Raw genomic sequence first — 17,720 nt, 5'->3', positions numbered from 1 at the left:
TTCTAAGATGCTCCCCAGCTCGTGTAGCATCCGCGCCTATGAAGTTTCCAGGAAGATTTACCAGCGGCTTGATTCTGCTGTTCACAAGCTGTGGCGCATTCGCGCAAAGCGAACTGGACGTGCAAGTCAAACCTTCAAACGACGCGCTGAAAGCCAACATCGAAGGCTATATCGGCGGGGTTGGCGATCGTGACGAGGAAGCCTTGTTGCGCTTCAGCCGCGGCGCTGAAGAGCAAGCCCGCAAGGCTGCACAGGCGCTGGGCTTTTATCAGCCGCAGATCGCCAGTGATGTGCGAGGTGGCAAGAGCCCACGCCTGACCCTCACCATCGATCCCGGCGAGCCTGTGCATTTGCGTAACGTGACCATTCGTGTCGACGGCCAGGCGGCACAACTTAAATCCTTTCGTGTCCCGGACAGCAAAGACCTCAAGTCCGGCGCCGTGCTCAACCACGGCCATTACGAAGACGCCAAGCGCCTGATTCAGAACCAGGCATCGCGCTTCGGTTTTTTCAGTGGCCGTTTCACCCAACAGAAATTGTCCGTCGACCCTCAGGCCGGAGTGGCCGATATCGACCTCGTCTACGACAGCGGCCCGCGCTACGCCCTTGGCAAGGTCAACTTCGCCGGTGATACGCCGTTCGATGAAGAATTGCTGCAGCGCATGGTGCCGTTCAAGAGTGGCACCCCGTATGACTCCGAATTGATTGCCGAACTGAACCAGGCCCTGCAATCGAGCGGATTTTTCGAAGGTGTGCGTGTAGACGCCGCTCCTGCCGCGGCCGCCGACGATGTGATCCCGGTTGCCGTCCAACTGGAAACCCGTAAACCGCGCACCATGGGGCTGGGCTTGGGTTTTTCCACCGACGTCGGCCCGCGCGGCAAGGCGAACTGGACGCGGCACTGGGTCAATCCACAGGGCCACAGTTACGGCTGGGAAGCCGAATTGTCTGCGCCCCGGCAGAACGTCGGCCTGTGGTATGACATTCCCCTTGATCCGCCACTTACCGACAAACTGCGCTTTGCCGGTGGCTACCAGAACGAAGAACTGGCCAACACCGACACCCTGAGTAAACTGCTCACCCTTGGCCCTGAATGGCACAGCAAGCTTGCGAGCGGCTGGACACGGGTGATTTCCCTCAAGTGGCAGCGCGAAGAGTATCGCTTGGGCGATGACTCCGGCTTGAGCAATCTGCTGATGCCCGGCGTCAGCTATTCCTACCTGCGCAGCGACAATCGCATCGATCCGCGTAACGGCTATCGCCTGCAATTCGATGCCAAGATCGCCAAGGAAGGATTGGGCTCGGACACTAACCTTTTATATGGCACGGCCATGATCAAGGGCTTGACCACGGTATGGGACAAGCACCGCTTTCTCGGTCGCGCGCAGTTTGGCGGCAGCGCCACCAATGGTTACAAGTCGGTACCGCCATCCTTGCGTTTCTTTGCCGGTGGCGACCAGAGCGTGCGCGGTTACGAGTACCAGACGCTGTCCCCGGAAAACAATCAGGGTGACCGGATTGGTGGTCGCTATATGGTGGCCTTGAGCGCCGAGTATCAATACTCCATCGCCGAGAAATGGCGGATCGCGACGTTTATCGACCAAGGCAACTCCTTTAACAACCTGGACTTTCCGAGCCTGAAAACCGGCGTCGGCGTGGGGGTGCGTTGGGTTTCGCCAGTGGGTCCCATCCGTCTGGACCTGGCCCATGCCCTGGAAGATCCGGGCGGTATTCGTTTGCACTTTTCCATGGGGCCTGAGCTGTGATGCGTGGTTTGAAAATAGCGGGCCTGACGCTTGTCGCTGTGTTGGCGCTGGTGCTGCTGGCACTGTGGACCGTACTGGGTACCCAGGCCGGCAGTCGGTGGGCACTGGGCCAGGTGCCGGGTCTGCGCGTGGAGAGTTTCCAGGGGCGGCTCGGCGGGCAATGGAGTGCCGAGCATCTGTTGTGGCAGCAGGACAGCAGCAGGGTCGAGTTGAGTGCGCCGAAGTTCGACTGGTCGCCAGCCTGCCTGCTGCGTATGACCTTGTGCATCAACCGCTTGGATGTGGAGCAGGTCAGCCTGCAGTTCCCGCCGAGTACCGAGCAAAGCAGTGGCCCGATTACTCTTCCGGACCTGAAACTGCCGGTATCGATTCAACTGGGCGATGTGCGCGTTGGCAGCCTGCTGTTCAACGGCAGTGAAGAACTCAAGGGTTTGCAACTGGCGGCTCACTGGACCGCCGACGGGATGAAGATCGACTCGGTGCATATGCAACGGGAGGGGGTGACCCTGGACCTGACCGGCCTGCTGCAACCCGGTGGTGACTGGCCGTTGAGTGCCACGGGCAGTCTCGGTTTACCTTACGCCCCTGGTGGAATGCCCTGGAACGTGGCCCTCAGGATCGATGGTGACTTGCTCAAGACCCTCAAACTGGAAGCTGACAGCAGTGGCTACCTGCCGGCCAGGCTGCGTGGCGAGCTGCAACCGTTGGTGGAAAACCTGCCTGCGCAGCTGCACATCACCGCCGACGGATTCAAGGCCAGCAAAGATCTGCCGGATACCTTGCAACTCAATCAACTGGACCTCACCGCCAAAGGCGACTTGAGTCACGGCTATCAACTGTTGGGCAAAGCGGTATTGCCAGCAGAAAAAGGTCCGGTGGACTTGCTGCTGCAAGGCAAGGTCGACGCCAAGGGTGCGCAGATCGCCGGCCTGGACTTGAATGCCGGCGACAAGCAAAGCCTCAAGCTCAGCGCTCGACTGGATTGGCAGCAAGGTTTCAGTGCCGAGGCGAAAATCGATTGGTTGGATTTCCCTTGGCATCGCCTCTACCCGTTGATTGACGAACCCCAAGTGGTGTTGCATACCTTTAGCGGTGAAGTTTCCTACAAGGACGGTAACTACCTGGGCAATCTCAAGGCCGATCTGGATGGCCCTGCCGGCAAGTTCAGCCTGGTCACGCCGTTCAGTGGCGATCTCACTCAAGTCTTCCTGCCGGAGCTGAAACTGGTCGCCGGCCAGGGCAAGGCGCAAGGCCACCTTAACCTGCAGTTCGCCGACGGTATTGCCTGGGACACCGCGCTGGATCTTTCAGCGATCAACCCGGCCTATTGGGTTGCCGAGTTGCCGGGCACACTTGCCGGTCCCTTGCGTAGCAAGGGCGAGATGAAAAACGAACAGCTCAAGTTGAACGCCGACCTTGATCTCAAGGGGCGCTTGCGCGGCCAGCCCGCGGCGTTCGTGGCAAAAGCCGACGGCGCCGGTGAGCAATGGACGCTTGGCACCCTGGATATCCGCTTGGGCGATAACCGTATCAACGGCAGTGGCAGTTTGCAGCAGCGTTTGGCTGGGCAGATCGACATCAAGCTGGCGCGCCTGGCACAGCTGTGGCCGCAGTTGCGTGGGCAGCTCAACGGTCGCCTGGACGTCGCCGGTTCGTTGCAGGCGCCCCAGGGCAAGCTCAACCTGGTGGGGCAGCAACTGGTATTTGAAGATAACCGCCTGCAAACCCTGACCCTGGATGCCAACCTGGACGCCAACCAACGGGCGAAAATTGACCTCAAGGGCCGCGGCATCCAGTCTGGCGAGACTCAAGTCGGCACACTCACCGCCAGCGCCCAAGGCGATATCAAAAACCAGAAGGTCCAGCTCGATCTCGCAGGCCCGCTGGTCAAACTGGCCTTGGCCCTTGATGGCAACCTCGACAAGGGCAACTGGCGCGGGCGACTGGCCAGTGGTGATGTACAAGCCGGGGGGCAGGACTGGAAGCTGCAAGCGCCGGCGAAGATCGAGCGCCTGGCCGATGGCAAGCTGACTTTCGCTGCCCATTGCTGGGTGTCCGGCGGCGCCAGCCTGTGCGGCGAAGACCAACGCTTGATGCCCGATCCCAAGTTGCGCTACCACCTCAAGCAATTTCCTATCGACAGCCTGGCGCAGTGGTTGCCCAAGGACTTTGCCTGGCAGGGCAAGCTCAACGCCGACGTGCAACTGGACCTGCCGGCCAGCGGTCCGAAAGGCCTGGTGTCGGTGGATGCGAGTGGCGGCATGTTGCGGGTCAAGGACAAGAACCAGTGGCTGGATTTCCCCTACGACACGCTCAAGCTGGAAACTACGCTCAATCCCAAGCGCATCGACACCCAGTTGAATTTCCGGGGTGGCAAACTCGGCGAGCTGCTGTTGCAGGCGCAGATCAATCCGGTGGCGAAGAACAAACCCTTGTCCGGCAACTTCAACCTGACCGGGCTCGACCTGGCTGTGGCACGACCGTTTGTGCCGATGGTCGAAACCCTGACCGGCAAGCTCAATGGCAACGGTCGCCTGTCGGGCAGCCTGCTGGTGCCACAGGTCAATGGCAGTTTGAACTTGGTGGGCGGCGAGATTTCCGGCCCTGAACTGCCTGCAAGCTTCGAAGGCCTGAATCTCCAGGCGCTGATTGCCGGCGAAAGCGTTCAGCTCAATGGTGGCTGGCGCAGCGGTAAGGCCGGGCAGGGCAGTGTAAAAGGGCAAATCGAGTGGGGGCAGGCCCTGGCGGTGGATATCAGCCTGCAAGGCACGCAGCTTCCGGTCACCGTTGAGCCTTATGCGGTGCTGGAAGTGGCGCCGGATCTGAAGATCACTTTGAAGAACGACAAGCTGGCGATCGCCGGCGATGTGCATATTCCGCGCGGCGACATCACCGTGCGCGAACTGCCGCCGTCGACGGTCAAGGTCTCCGATGACACGGTAATCGTTGGCCGCCAGACCGAGGAAGGCAAGCCGCCGATGGCAATGGCCATGGATATTAACGTGGTGGTTGGCGAAGACAAACTGAGCTTTGCCGGTTTCGGCCTGACCGCCAAGGTGCAGGGTCGTGTGCACATCGGCAACAACATGGACACCCGTGGCGAGCTGTGGCTCAACGACGGCCGCTACCGCGCCTACGGCCAGCGTTTGAATGTACGCCGTGCGCGATTGTTGTTCGCCGGGCCCCTCGATCAGCCGTACCTGGATATTGAAGCCATCCGCCAGACCGACGACGTGATCGCGGGTATTCGCTTGAGCGGCAGCGCCGAGCAGCCCACAACGCAAATCTTCTCGGAGCCGGCGATGAGCCAGGAGCAGGCACTGTCTTATCTGGTGCTGGGTCGTCCATTGAGTACCACAGGCGAGGACAACAATATGCTCGCCCAAGCGGCGCTGGGGCTCGGATTGATGGGTAGCGCCGGAGTGACCTCGGACATTGCGAAGAACCTTGGCATCCAGGACTTTGAACTGGATACCCAAGGCAGTGGCAATGAAACCGCAGTGGTAGCCAGCGGCAAGATCACTGAAAAACTCAGCCTGCGTTACGGCGTTGGCGTGTTCGAACCGGCCAATACCATCGCCTTGCGCTACCTGCTGAGCAAGCGGGTGTATCTGGAAGTGGCGAGCGGAGTCGCCAGTTCGCTGGATATTTTCTATAAGCGCGATTTCTAACCGACCGACCCTGCAGGAGCGCACCAGCGCGCTTCTGCATTACCAAGCTACCTAACTATTCATTTGACATTCGCTGCCTAGGCAGTAACATCTCGTCACATATTCGCTGCCTAGGCAGTAATAAGGTGACTTGCAGATGAAACACTTCACCCCCGAAAACTTCCACAACTGCCATCTCGGGCTATTGCTGGGTCGCGCGGCGATTCTCAAGGACCGCATCATCGACACCCATATGGAACCCCACGGCATCACCGCCGCGCAGTTCAAGGTGTTGATCATCATGGCCCAGTTCGGCGTCGACACTCCGGCAGAGCTATGCCGCAACTTGTCCCTGGACAGCGGCTCGATGACCCGCATGCTCGACCGCCTGGAACAGAAAGCGTTGCTGGCACGCCAGCGTTCCGAGCAAGACCGGCGTCAGGTGCAGCTTGTGCTTACGGCCGAAGGACAGCGCCTGGCAGACATGCTGCCGCACATCGGCGCCCAGGCGCTCAACCAATTGGCGGGTGTGTTGGAGCCTGGTGAGTTGCAGACCCTGGAACACATCCTCAAGAAAATCCTGGTTGCTGCCGGCGATCCCATCACGATCCAGCGCGTCGGCAACCAAATGAATACACCAGTCACGCGCGCGGACTAACTCAAGGTACTTGTCATGGCGACTGCCCAAACACCCAACACCGCACCCTCCCAACCTAACGACGTCAACCCGCGCAAACGCAAGGTCATGTTGTTGGGCCTGACGCTGATCGTGGTGCTCGGCATTGCCGGCGTCTGGGGCTGGCACGAGTTGTACGGCCGGTTCAGTGAAAGCACCGACGATGCCTACGTCAACGGCAACGTGGTGGAAATCACCCCGCTGGTCACCGGCACCGTGGTCAGCATTGGCGCCGATGATGGCGACCTGGTCCACGAAGGTCAGGTGCTGGTCAACTTCGACCCCAACGATGCGGCTGTCGGCCTGCAAAGTGCCCAGGCCAACCTGGCGCGCACCGTGCGCCAGGTGCGTGGCTTGTACAGCAATGTCGACGGTATGAAAGCCCAGGTGCTGGCGCAGAAAGCCGAAGTGCAAACCGCCCGGGACAACTTCAATCGTCGCAAAATCCTCGCCCAAGGCGGGGCTATTTCTGTGGAAGAACTGTCCCACGCCCGCGACAGCCTGAGCGCGGCCACTAACGCGCTGGCCAACCTGCAACAGCAGCTCAAGACCTCCACCGCGCTGGTGGATGACACGGTGATTTCATCCCATCCCGACGTGCAGGCGGCGGCTGCGCAACTGCGTCAAGCGTACCTGGCCAATGCCCGCAGCACCCTGATCGCGCCGGTCACCGGTTACGTTGCCAAGCGCACCGTACAACTGGGGCAGCGCGTGCAACCGGGTACCGCATTGATGGCCGTGATCCCCCTGGACCAGCTGTGGATCGACGCCAACTTCAAGGAAACCCAGCTGCGCCATATGCGCATCGGCCAGCCGGTGGACATCGAGGCCGATATCTACGGCAGCGATGTAAAATACAGCGGCACCATCGACAGCCTGGGTGCCGGTACCGGCAGCGCATTTGCCTTGCTGCCGGCGCAAAACGCTACCGGTAACTGGATCAAGATCGTGCAACGGTTACCCGTGCGTATTCATATCAATCCCGAAGAGCTGGCCAAGCACCCGCTGCGTGTGGGTTTGTCGACCCTGGTTGAGGTCAACCTGCACGACCAAAGCGGCCCCGTACTGGCGCAACAACCACCACAAAAAGCTTCGTTCAGTACCACTGTGTACGACCGTCAACTGGTCGAAGCCGACGCGATGATCAGCCAGTTGATCCACGACAACAGCGTGGCGGCACCCAAGGCAGCGCAACGCTGATGAGCGATAACGCGTCGTTTACTCCGCCCAGCCTGCTGATGGCGACCATTGGTTTGTCCCTGGCCACCTTTATGCAAGTGCTCGACACCACCATCGCCAACGTGGCCTTGCCGACGATTTCCGGCAACCTGGGAGTGAGTTCGGAGCAAGGCACTTGGGTGATTACCTCGTTTGCGGTGAGCAATGCCATTGCCTTGCCGCTGACTGGCTGGCTGAGCCGGCGGTTTGGCGAGGTAAAGCTGTTTCTATGGGCCACCATCCTGTTTGTGTTGGCCTCGTTTCTGTGCGGTATTTCCACCTCGATGCCTGAGCTGATCGGTTTTCGTGTGCTCCAAGGCTTGGTGGCGGGACCGCTGTATCCGATGACCCAGACGTTGCTGATTGCCGTCTATCCACCGGCCAAACGCGGTATGGCCCTGGCATTGTTGGCGATGGTTACGGTGGTGGCGCCGATTGCCGGGCCGATTCTTGGCGGCTGGATCACCGACAGCTACAGCTGGCCCTGGATCTTCTTTATCAACGTGCCCATCGGGATTTTCGCGGTGATGGTGGTGCGCTCGCAGCTCAAGAAGCGCCCGGTGGTTACCAGTTACCAGCCGATGGATTACGTTGGGCTACTGAGCCTGATCGTGGGCGTCGGGGCGTTGCAGATCATCCTCGACAAAGGCAACGATCTGGACTGGTTCGAATCGAACTTCATCATCATCGGCGCGGCCATCTCGGTGATCGCCCTGGCGGTATTCGTGATCTGGGAAATGACCGACAAACACCCGGTGGTCAACCTGCGGCTGTTTGCTCATCGCAACTTCAGGATCGGCACCATTGTGTTGATCCTCGGTTACGCCGGGTTCTTCGGCATCAACCTGATCCTGCCGCAATGGCTGCAAACCCAGATGGGCTACACCGCCACCTGGGCCGGCCTGGCCGTGGCGCCGATTGGTATCCTGCCGGTGCTGATGTCGCCATTTGTCGGCAAGTACGCGCATAAATTCGACCTGCGTCTACTGGCTGGCCTGGCGTTTCTCGCCATCGGCCTGAGCTGTTTCATGCGCGCAGGTTTTACCAATGAAGTGGACTTCCAGCATATCGCGATGGTGCAGCTGTTTATGGGCATCGGCGTGGCGCTGTTCTTCATGCCGACCTTGAGCATCCTGATGTCGGACTTGCCGCCGCACCAGATTGCTGACGGTGCAGGTCTGGCGACGTTCCTGCGTACGCTGGGCGGCAGCTTTGCGGCGTCGTTGACCACCTGGATCTGGATTCGCCGGGCGGACCAGCACCATGCCTACATGAGCGAAAGCATGAGCGTGTACGATTCGGTCACCCGTGATGCGCTCAATACGCTCGGCGGGGCGGGGCACAAGGCTTATGCGCAGCTGGATCAGATCCTCACCAGCCAGGCATACATGATGTCTACCGTGGACTACTTCACATTGATGGGGTGGATGTTCATGGGACTGATCCTGCTGGTGTGGCTGGCCAAACCACCGTTCACCGCCAAGGCCGGGCCGGCCGCTTCCGGCCACTGAATCCCCAGGGCCGGACGCCATAAAAAGTGTGGGAGCAGGCTCTATTCACAAGGTGCCGGAGGGTTACGTGCCCGGTAATGCCAAATGCGGATTCACAAAATCAAACGCCGCCAGTTGAAACCCTTGCTCGTCTACCTGCAACGCCCAGCCTTGCTTGTCCCAATCCCCCAGCACAATGCGCTTGGCCGCCTGGTCGCCGATCTGCAACTTATGGATCGCAGGGCGATGGGTATGGCCGTGGACCAACGTGTGCACGCCGAATGCCTGCATTACTAGAGGGACTTCCTGGGGGGTCACATCGACGATATCGTTGGCCTTCATCCGCGTCTGTGCGCGGCTTTCGCTGCGCAGTTTGCGCGCCAGTCGGTGGCGGCTGCGCAAGGGCAGGTGGCGCAGGACAAACAGTACGAGCGGGTTACGCAGGATACGCCGCAACTTCATATACCCCAGGTCGCGGGTACACAGGCTATCGCCGTGCATCAACAGCACCGGCTCGCCATAAAACTGCACGACACTCGGGTCCTTCAGCAATGTTGCGCCTGCTGCTTTGCAGAACGCCTTGCCAATCAGGAAGTCCCGGTTGCCATGCATGATAAAAATCTGTGTGCCGCTATCGCTCAGCTCTCGCAGAGCCTCGCAAATGGAACGCTGGAAGGACGTCATTCCGTCGTCGCCAATCCAGGCTTCGAAGAAGTCCCCGAGAATGTACAACGCCTGGGCGCAACGGGCGCGGTCCTGGAGCAGATCCAGAAACGCCCGGGTAATGTCCGGGCGTTCCTCTTCCAGATGCAAATCTGAAATAAGCAATATCACGCTTAGATGATCTCGGCTTTCTCGACGATCACGTCTTCGGTTGGAACGTCCTGGTGACCGGATTTACTGGTGGTCGGTACGCCTTTGATCTTGTCGACGACGTCGGTGCCTTCGGTAACTTTACCGAACACGGCGTAGCCCCAGCCCTGCACGTTCTTGCCGCTGTGGTTGAGGAAAGCGTTGTCGGCGACGTTGATGAAGAATTGCGCGGAGGCCGAATGCGGCTCCATGGTACGGGCCATGGCGACGGTGTACTTGTCGTTGGAGAGACCATTGTCCGCTTCGTTCTGGATGCTTGGGCGCTTGTCTTTCTTTTCCTTCATGCCTGGCTCGAAACCGCCGCCCTGGATCATGAAGTTGCCGATGACACGGTGAAAAACGGTGTTTTCGTAGTGGCCGGCCTTCACGTACTCGATGAAGTTGGCGACGGTGATCGGCGCTTTTTCGGCGTTCAGCTCGATGACGATGTCACCGTGGTTGGTGGTCAGTTTGACTTGAGTCATGTTCACTACTCTTTTCAGGGAATTCGTGGGTTTGAGCGCCTGGGCGCCGTACCGGTTTGGCGAAACGTGGGCCAAGGCGCGCAGTTTAACGTGCCCGGCAGGAATTTCGAGGTGGTTTTTTACCGCCCAGGCAATTAAAGCGGCAGTTTTTGGCCGCGCTCTGTCAGTGTCTTGACAGCATCAGCTATGATATCGCCTTTGTTTTGTCTGGCCCTAACCGGCCACGAACCTGTCTGTTCAAGGATCCTATGAGCAAGCCCACTGTCGACCCTACCTCGAATTCCAAGGCCGGACCTGCCGTCCCGGTCAATTTCCTGCGCCCGATCATCCAGGCGGACCTGGATTCGGGCAAGCATACGCAGATCGTCACCCGCTTCCCGCCAGAGCCTAACGGCTACCTGCACATCGGCCACGCCAAGTCGATCTGTGTGAATTTCGGTCTGGCCCAGGAGTTTGGTGGCGTCACGCACCTGCGTTTCGACGACACCAACCCGGCCAAGGAAGACCAGGAATACATCGACGCCATTGAAAGCGACGTCAAGTGGCTGGGCTTTGAATGGTCCGGTGAAGTGCGCTATGCCTCGCAGTATTTCGACCAGCTGCATGACTGGGCGGTCGAGCTGATCAAGGCCGGCAAGGCCTACGTTGACGACCTGACTCCCGAGCAAGCCAAGGAATACCGTGGCAGCCTGACCGAGCCGGGCAAGAACAGCCCGTTCCGTGATCGCTCCGTGGAAGAGAACCTGGACTGGTTCGCCCGCATGCGCGCCGGCGAGTTCCCGGACGGCGCCCGCGTACTGCGCGCCAAGATCGACATGGCCTCGCCGAACATGAACCTGCGCGATCCGATCATGTACCGTATCCGTCATGCCCATCACCACCAGACCGGCGACAAGTGGTGCATCTACCCCAACTACGACTTTACCCACGGTCAGTCGGACGCCATCGAAGGCATCACCCACTCCATCTGCACCCTGGAGTTTGAAAGCCACCGTCCGTTGTACGAATGGTTCCTCGACAGCCTGCCAGTACCGGCGCACCCGCGTCAGTACGAATTCAGCCGCCTGAACCTGAACTACACCATTACCAGCAAGCGCAAGCTCAAGCAGTTGGTGGATGAGAAACACGTTCACGGCTGGGACGACCCACGCATGTCGACGTTGTCGGGCTTCCGGCGTCGCGGCTACACCCCTAAATCGATCCGCAATTTCTGCGAGATGGTCGGCACCAACCGTTCCGACGGCGTGGTCGATTTCGGCATGCTCGAATTCAGCATCCGTGACGACCTCGATCACAGCGCCCCGCGTGCCATGTGCGTGCTGCGTCCGTTGAAAGTCGTGATCACCAACTACCCGCAAGGCCAGGTCGAAAACCTCGAACTGCCACGCCACCCGAAAGAAGACATGGGCGTGCGCGTATTGCCGTTTGCCCGTGAAATCTATATCGACCGCGATGACTTCATGGAAGAGCCGCCAAAAGGCTACAAGCGCCTGGAGCCAACCGGTGAAGTGCGCCTGCGTGGCAGCTACGTGATCCGCGCCGACGAAGCGATCAAGGACGCCGATGGCAACATCGTTGAACTGCGTTGCTCCTACGACCCGGACACCCTGGGCAAGAACCCTGAAGGCCGCAAGGTCAAGGGCGTGATTCACTGGGTGCCGGCCGCCGCCAGCGTCGAGTGTGAAGTGCGCCTGTACGATCGTCTGTTCCGCTCGCCGAACCCTGAAAAGGCCGAAGACAGCGCCAGCTTCCTCGACAACATCAACCCTGACTCCCTGCAAGTGCTCACTGGTTGTCGTGCCGAACCCTCCCTGGGCAACGCACAGCCGGAAGACCGTTTCCAGTTCGAGCGCGAAGGTTACTTCTGCGCGGATATCAAGGACTCCAAACCTGGTCGCCCGGTATTCAACCGTACCGTGACCTTGCGTGATTCGTGGGGCCAGTGATCAAGTCTTAAGGAAGCCGTTGTGCTAACGATCTACAACACACTCAGCAAGACCAAAGAAGTCTTCAAGCCGCTGGATGGCAACAAGGTGCGCATGTACGTGTGCGGCATGACCGTGTACGACTATTGCCACATCGGCCACGGCCGCAGCATGGTTGCCTTCGACCTGGTGACCCGCTGGTTGCGTTTCAGCGGCTATGACTTGACGTATGTGCGCAACATCACCGACATCGACGACAAGATCATCAATCGCGCCAACGAAAACGGCGAGTCGTTCGACGCGCTGACCGAACGCATGATTGCCGCCATGCATGAGGACGAGGCCCGCCTCAACATCCTCAAGCCGGATATGGAGCCGCGCGCCACGGACCACATTCCTGGCATGCACGCGATGATCCAGACCTTGATCGACAAGGGTTACGCCTACGCTCCGGGCAATGGCGACGTGTACTATCGCGTCGCCAAGTTCATGGGCTACGGCAAGCTGTCGCGCAAGAAGATCGAAGACCTGCGCATCGGCGCACGCATTGAAGTCGACGAAGCCAAGCAGGACCCGCTGGACTTCGTACTGTGGAAAGCCACCAAGCCGGGCGAGCCAAGCTGGGAATCACCATGGGGCGCCGGGCGTCCGGGCTGGCACATCGAATGCTCGGTGATGTCCACCTGCTGCCTGGGCGAGACCTTCGACATTCATGGCGGCGGTAGCGACCTTGAGTTCCCGCACCACGAGAACGAAATCGCCCAAAGCGAAGCGGCTACCGGCAAGACCTACGCCAACGCGTGGATGCATTGCGGCATGATTCGCATCAATGGCGAGAAGATGTCCAAGTCCTTGAACAACTTCTTCACCATTCGCGATGTGCTGGAAAAGTACCACCCGGAAGTCGTGCGCTACTTGCTGGTGTCGAGCCACTACCGCAGCGCCATCAACTACTCGGAAGACAACCTCAAGGACGCCAAGGGCGCCCTGGAGCGGTTCTACCATGCGTTGAAAGGCTTGCCGGTTGTGGCGCCGGCGGGTGGCGAGGCATTTGTCGAACGCTTCACCACCGTGATGAACGACGACTTCGGCACCCCCGAAGCCTGCGCCGTGCTGTTCGAAATGGTGCGCGAGATCAACCGCCTGCGCGAGAGCGACCTGGACGCAGCGGCCGGTTTGGCTGCTCGTCTCAAGGAACTGGCGAGCGTCCTGGGCGTGCTGCAAATGGAAGCCGATGACTTCCTGCAAGCCGGCGCCGAAGGGCGGGTGGATGCGGCTGAGGTTGATGCTTTGATTCAGGCGCGTTTGACCGCTCGGGCAAATAAGGACTGGGCAGAATCCGACCGCATCCGTGACCAACTCACCGCCATGGGCGTGGTGTTGGAAGATGGGAAGGGCGGGACGACGTGGCGGTTGGCTGACTGACGGCTGCACGCTGAATAAAAACGCCCCGACTGGTTCGGGGCGTTTTTATTGGTGCTGGATTTGAACAGTGGGGCTGCTATAGGTCGGTCTCTACGCTACTCAACCGCATACCGGCTCTGGACAAAGCCATTATCCGAGACCCAGGTATCGATATGGCGAAGCTCACATTCTCGACTGACTTGACCGAACAAGGGAATTCCCTGGCCCAGCAGAATCGGAATGCGGGTGATGATCAACTCATTGAGCAGGCCCGCTTCGAGAAAAGCCTGGATGGTCTGGCCACCATCGATATAGAGGTGCTTCATACCCCGCTCGGCAAGCTGTTCGACGAGTGTGCTCACATTGGCGGCCAGCACCTCCACCTTGCCCTGTAAATGCAGAGGAATCTCCAAGGCATTGTGAGAGAGTGCTATGACGGGCGTGCCTTCATAGGGCCACTCTGGAAAGGACAATACTTTTTCCAAGGTTTTTCGTCCCATGACCAACGTGTCAACCGTTGCGATGAAGCTGTCATAAGTGATGCCATTCAAGCCTGAGCTCTCATATTCCGGCTTGTGCAGCCACTCAATATCACCATCTGGACGCGCAATAAAACCGTCAATGCTTGCCGCGACAAAGACCGAACATTTAATCGTCATTGCTGGTAACACTCCTTTTTGATCAGGTGGGATCAGAACGGTATCACTTTAACGCCTGAACACTGGCGCCGAAGGGCGCGCCGATGTTGCTGAAGTCGACGCACTGATCCAGATCCGCCTGAATGCCTTTTTCAAAAAGAACTGATCGACTCCAAGTGCATCCGCGACCGACTCGCCACAATGAGTGTGGAACTGGAAGGCGGGAGGGTGGCGGTTGACTGATGGCTGGGTGACTAATGACGTGTCCCGACAGGTTGGTGGCGTTTTTTTTGGCGTCGACTAGGCATGCTATTGCAGGTGATCGACATGGCTTCAACCCCAACGGGTCCACCCACCCTGTCGGGTTGGGCACGTACCGGTATCCGTTTGGTGCTTCCGCCAGCTTCACTGGGACGGGCGTCAGGTAGCGGCCGTTGTCCGGATTGTAGTAACGATGCCGGTTGTAGTGCAGCCCGCTTTCCTGGTCGAAGTACTGGCCCTGGAAGCGCAGCGGATTGTCGATCATGCTCACATCCAACCGGGTGATTTTACCGTAGGCGCGGTAGTGCGCAGACCAGGCGATTTCGCCGCTGGGGCCTGTCAGTTCCTGGGGCGTGCCGAGGTGGTCGAGTTGGTAGTGGAAGGTCTTGACGTTTTCCGGGCCGAAGCCTTCCAGCAGGGCCAGCGGGCGGAAGCTATCAGGCTCGTAGAGGTAGCTACGATGGCGGCCGGCGTGGTGTTCGGCGATGAGTTTTTCGCCTTGCCAGAAGAATTCGGTGGTGTTGCCGTCGCAGGTTTTGCTGATTCGGCGTCCGAACGGGTCGTAGCAGTAGCTGGCGGTTTGGCCGTCGGGTTGGATGATACCGATCAGGCGGTGTTGGCAGTCGTAGCGGTATTCGGTGACGAGTTGTTGGCCTCGACCACGGCGTTCGCGTATGAGGTTTCCGAAGGCGTCGTAGTCGTAGTGCCGATCGCCTTGAAGCAACAGGCGGTTGCCGATGACGATGCCGGGGCCTGGACGGTCTTGCATCAGCAGGTTGCCGGCTGGGTCGTGGGCGAAGCGTTCTTGCGGGTCTTGGGAATGCTCGGCGCGGGTCAGGCGGTCGAGGGGGTTGTAGTGGTAGTCATGCTGGCCTTTGCGGGTGTCGAGCAGGCGGGCCAGGTTGCCGCTTGGGTCGTAGTTGTATTGGCGGAGGTAATGGCGCTGCGCTGGTTGCGTGATGGTGTGAGCGTGCAGGCGACCTTGCTCGTCGTAGTGGTAGTGGCTGAGCAGTTGGCCTTGTTGGCGCTGGTGTTCGCGGCCTGACTTGAATAGGTGCGAGGTCAGGATTTTGCCGTTGAGCTCGACGGTGGCGAGGTGGCCGCCTTTGTCGTGATGGAAGGCGAGGCGATTGTTGTCTGGCAGGCGCAGATGAGTGAGCTGGCCGCAGGCGTCGTAACCGTAGCGCAAGGTGCCCCAGCCCTGATGCTCGGCGGTCAGGCGGTTCTCGCGGTCGTATTCGTAGTTGAGAGACCAGTGGCCGTCGTCGACGCTAAGGAGATTGCCCTGGCGGTCGTAGGTGTAATCCACCGTGTTGCCGTCAGGCAGGGTTTTTCTGATCAGGCGCCCAGCCGCATCGCGCTGATAGCGGGTCACCCATTGACTGTCGCCGTCCCCCAACTCGGTTTTTTCCAGCAGGTGGCCGTTAAGGTCGTAGGCGTAGGCGGTGCGCCGCCCGTCAAACCCGGTTTCCTGCTGGATCAGGCCGTTGGCGTGATAGTCGAGCTGATAGGTTTCGCCAACCTCGTTCTCGATCCCGGTCAGCTGCAGCCGGACGTTGTCGTAGCGATAGCGCAGGGTGCTGCCATCGGGGTTGATACGACGGCTGATCAGGTGCCATCCATCGGCGTATTCATATCGCGTCACGCGCCCTAACTCATCTTGCTCGGAGGTGATTTTTCCGTAGGCGTTGTAGCTCAGTTCCCGCGTGGCGCCGCCCGGCAACGTCACCTTGACCAGACGCCCGACGCTGTCCCATTGATACTGGGTCAGCGCGCCGTGCTCATCCTCACGGGCAATCCTCCGGCCAAGGTCGTCATAGCGATAACGCCGCCCGCCACCCTGGGGCAGTTGTTCTTCAAGCAGTTGCCCAAGATCGTTCCAGCTCAGGCGTTGACAGCTGTGGTCCGGATACCAGACTTCTGTCAGTTGCCCGTGTTTGTCATAGCTGTAATCGGTGACGTTGCCGTCAGGGGCGGTCTTGCGCGTGATATCGCCCTGATCATTGCGCTGGTATTTCCAGACCGCTTCACCGCGGCGCACGGCGTGTACGAAGCCGTTGGAGTACTCGTAGGACGTGGGCTCATCATCACCAGGAAACAACCTAATCAAACGCCCCGTCTCGTCGTATTGGTAGGCCGTGATCGCACCCAGCGGATCCTGTTCGATCGTCAGCCGGCCCTGATCGTCGTAGGAATTGAAGTGCTCGGCACCATCCGGAGCAACCCACAGCACCAGCCGAGCGCGTAGGTCATACATATAGATTTCCTGGCTGCCATCGGCGTTAAGCACCGTGACACGACCGTTGTCATCCCAGGCATAACGCGTGTCCATCTGCGAAAAATTCGCCCAATGCCGGATGCATCGCGCAGCCTTGCCAGAACGTTCCCACTCCCAAAAGAACCTTGCGCCCCCGGCCAACGCGCGCTCAAGAATCACTTGCTGATCGTCGTACCGATAACGCTCGCTTTCGCCTACGGCATTGGTCGCCTCGATCAGCCGCCGATGCGCGTCATAACGGTAGGAAACTAGGGTTTGCCGAGTGACCCAGGCGTCGTCTGAAACGCTTTTTGCATCAAGCACCTGGTAATCGACTGCGACGATATGATCCTGCGCGTAACGCAACAGCAACGCCCGACCGGCATCGTTATCCAGGCGCTGAATTCGCCCTGACACATCGCGGCTGACGCGTAGGCGGTTGTCATACGCATCGCTTACGCACGCCAGGGCACCGTCGCGGAAGTGGTAAAACCGCAAGTCCTGCGCCAGCACCAGTTCATCAGGCTGCGAGCCTAGATAAATCGCCGCCTCGGCCAGGCTGTTGGTGATGGCAGGTCGTGCCACGCGGGGCAGGGGAAAGGTGGTGCTGCGGTTCTCATGGTCGGTCCACACCACGGACTCACCCACCACCGCAAGCCGCTGCGCCAAGCAATGGCTCCAGCCAAACCCGAGCCCGCAATCGATCTCGACCGCACTGGTACGATACGTGCGCGTCCAGGCAAACGGCAGAACCCCGTCCAACTCACCCTCGGTGAGGGTCAGCAGTTCCTTGCCGGTCACCATCGACACCGGGCAGCCGTGGGTGACGGTCATACCCGCCGACGTCTGCGAGTCCGCGACCCGCAGTACCCGGTCCATTCCCTGCAACGTCGGCAGATCCAGCGAGTGGCTGACCTGGTCCAGTGTTTGTACGTTCCAGCAGGTTACCTGCTGTCGGTACACCGACAGATTCTGATGAAAGCCATTCAGCTCATGTTTGATAAAGGCAATACGGGACGAAGAAGCAGTCATCCATGACGTCTCTGCAAGAAGGAGGCGTCGGAGTCTGCAACAGTAAAAGGAGGGTCGGAGTGGTAG

The 17,720-nt window shown here is 59.5% G+C and carries 10 protein-coding genes and 1 pseudogene; 7 read left to right on the top strand and 4 right to left on the bottom strand.

Annotated features, from left to right (window positions below; all coding sequences use genetic code 11):
- Nucleotides 1-38: 38 nt before the first annotated feature.
- The 5 genes from OQ460_RS14260 to OQ460_RS14240 all read left to right on the top strand — a co-directional run bounded on the left by OQ460_RS14260 (nt 39) and on the right by OQ460_RS14240 (nt 8,821).
- Nucleotides 39-1,766, top strand: coding sequence for an autotransporter assembly complex protein TamA (locus tag OQ460_RS14260; protein WP_410018101.1), 1,728 nt, complete (start codon nt 39-41; stop codon nt 1,764-1,766).
- The gene (locus tag OQ460_RS14255) at nt 1,766-5,437 is read left to right on the top strand and encodes a translocation/assembly module TamB domain-containing protein (protein ID WP_410018100.1); all 3,672 of its coding nucleotides are present in this window, start codon (nt 1,766-1,768) and stop codon (nt 5,435-5,437) included. Before OQ460_RS14260 ends, OQ460_RS14255 begins: the two co-directional genes overlap by 1 nt.
- 136 nt (nt 5,438-5,573) lie before the next feature.
- Nucleotides 5,574-6,074, top strand: coding sequence for a MarR family winged helix-turn-helix transcriptional regulator (locus tag OQ460_RS14250; RefSeq protein WP_410018099.1), 501 nt, complete (start codon nt 5,574-5,576; stop codon nt 6,072-6,074).
- A gap of 15 nt (nt 6,075-6,089) precedes the next feature.
- Nucleotides 6,090-7,292, top strand: a complete 1,203-nt coding sequence (locus OQ460_RS14245; RefSeq protein WP_410018098.1) for an efflux RND transporter periplasmic adaptor subunit — start codon at nt 6,090-6,092, stop codon at nt 7,290-7,292.
- On the top strand, nt 7,292-8,821 hold the full coding sequence (locus OQ460_RS14240) for a DHA2 family efflux MFS transporter permease subunit (protein WP_410018097.1): 1,530 nt from the start codon (nt 7,292-7,294) through the stop codon (nt 8,819-8,821). Before OQ460_RS14245 ends, OQ460_RS14240 begins: the two co-directional genes overlap by 1 nt.
- 63 nt (nt 8,822-8,884) lie before the next feature.
- Here OQ460_RS14240 and lpxH read toward each other — a convergent pair whose 3' ends face one another.
- Nucleotides 8,885-9,634 carry a UDP-2,3-diacylglucosamine diphosphatase gene (gene lpxH, locus OQ460_RS14235; protein ID WP_410018096.1) on the bottom strand — a complete coding sequence of 250 codons (750 nt, stop codon included), beginning with the start codon at nt 9,632-9,634 and terminating at the stop codon, nt 8,885-8,887.
- A 2-nt stretch (nt 9,635-9,636) separates the two neighbouring features.
- Nucleotides 9,637-10,137: a peptidylprolyl isomerase gene (locus OQ460_RS14230; protein ID WP_410018095.1), complete on the bottom strand. Its 501-nt coding sequence runs from the start codon at nt 10,135-10,137 to the stop codon at nt 9,637-9,639.
- Between the two features lie 248 nt (nt 10,138-10,385).
- On the opposite strand from OQ460_RS14230, the gene OQ460_RS14225 reads away from it, so the two are divergent.
- Both OQ460_RS14225 and cysS read left to right on the top strand, forming a co-directional pair.
- Nucleotides 10,386-12,083, top strand: a complete 1,698-nt coding sequence (locus OQ460_RS14225; RefSeq protein WP_410018094.1) for a glutamine--tRNA ligase/YqeY domain fusion protein — start codon at nt 10,386-10,388, stop codon at nt 12,081-12,083.
- A gap of 21 nt (nt 12,084-12,104) precedes the next feature.
- Complete coding sequence (cysS, locus tag OQ460_RS14220; RefSeq protein WP_410018093.1) at nt 12,105-13,487, top strand: cysteine--tRNA ligase; 1,383 nt, start codon at nt 12,105-12,107, stop codon at nt 13,485-13,487.
- A gap of 95 nt (nt 13,488-13,582) precedes the next feature.
- On the opposite strand, the gene OQ460_RS14215 is transcribed toward cysS, so the two are convergent.
- Nucleotides 13,583-14,125 (bottom strand): dihydrofolate reductase family protein, encoded by a 543-nt coding sequence (locus OQ460_RS14215; protein WP_410018092.1) that lies wholly within the window; start codon nt 14,123-14,125, stop codon nt 13,583-13,585.
- 309 nt (nt 14,126-14,434) lie between these two features.
- Nucleotides 14,435-17,462, bottom strand: a pseudogene (locus OQ460_RS14210) (RHS repeat-associated core domain-containing protein); the annotation flags it as partial.
- Nucleotides 17,463-17,720 lie beyond the last annotated feature (258 nt).

Source organism: Pseudomonas imrae (assembly GCF_046352735.2).
In the GTDB taxonomy this organism is placed as follows: Bacteria; Pseudomonadota; Gammaproteobacteria; order Pseudomonadales; family Pseudomonadaceae; genus Aquipseudomonas; species Aquipseudomonas imrae.
The sequence above is the reverse complement of the archived record's forward strand: the minus strand, read 5'-3'. Positions and strand labels throughout refer to the sequence as shown.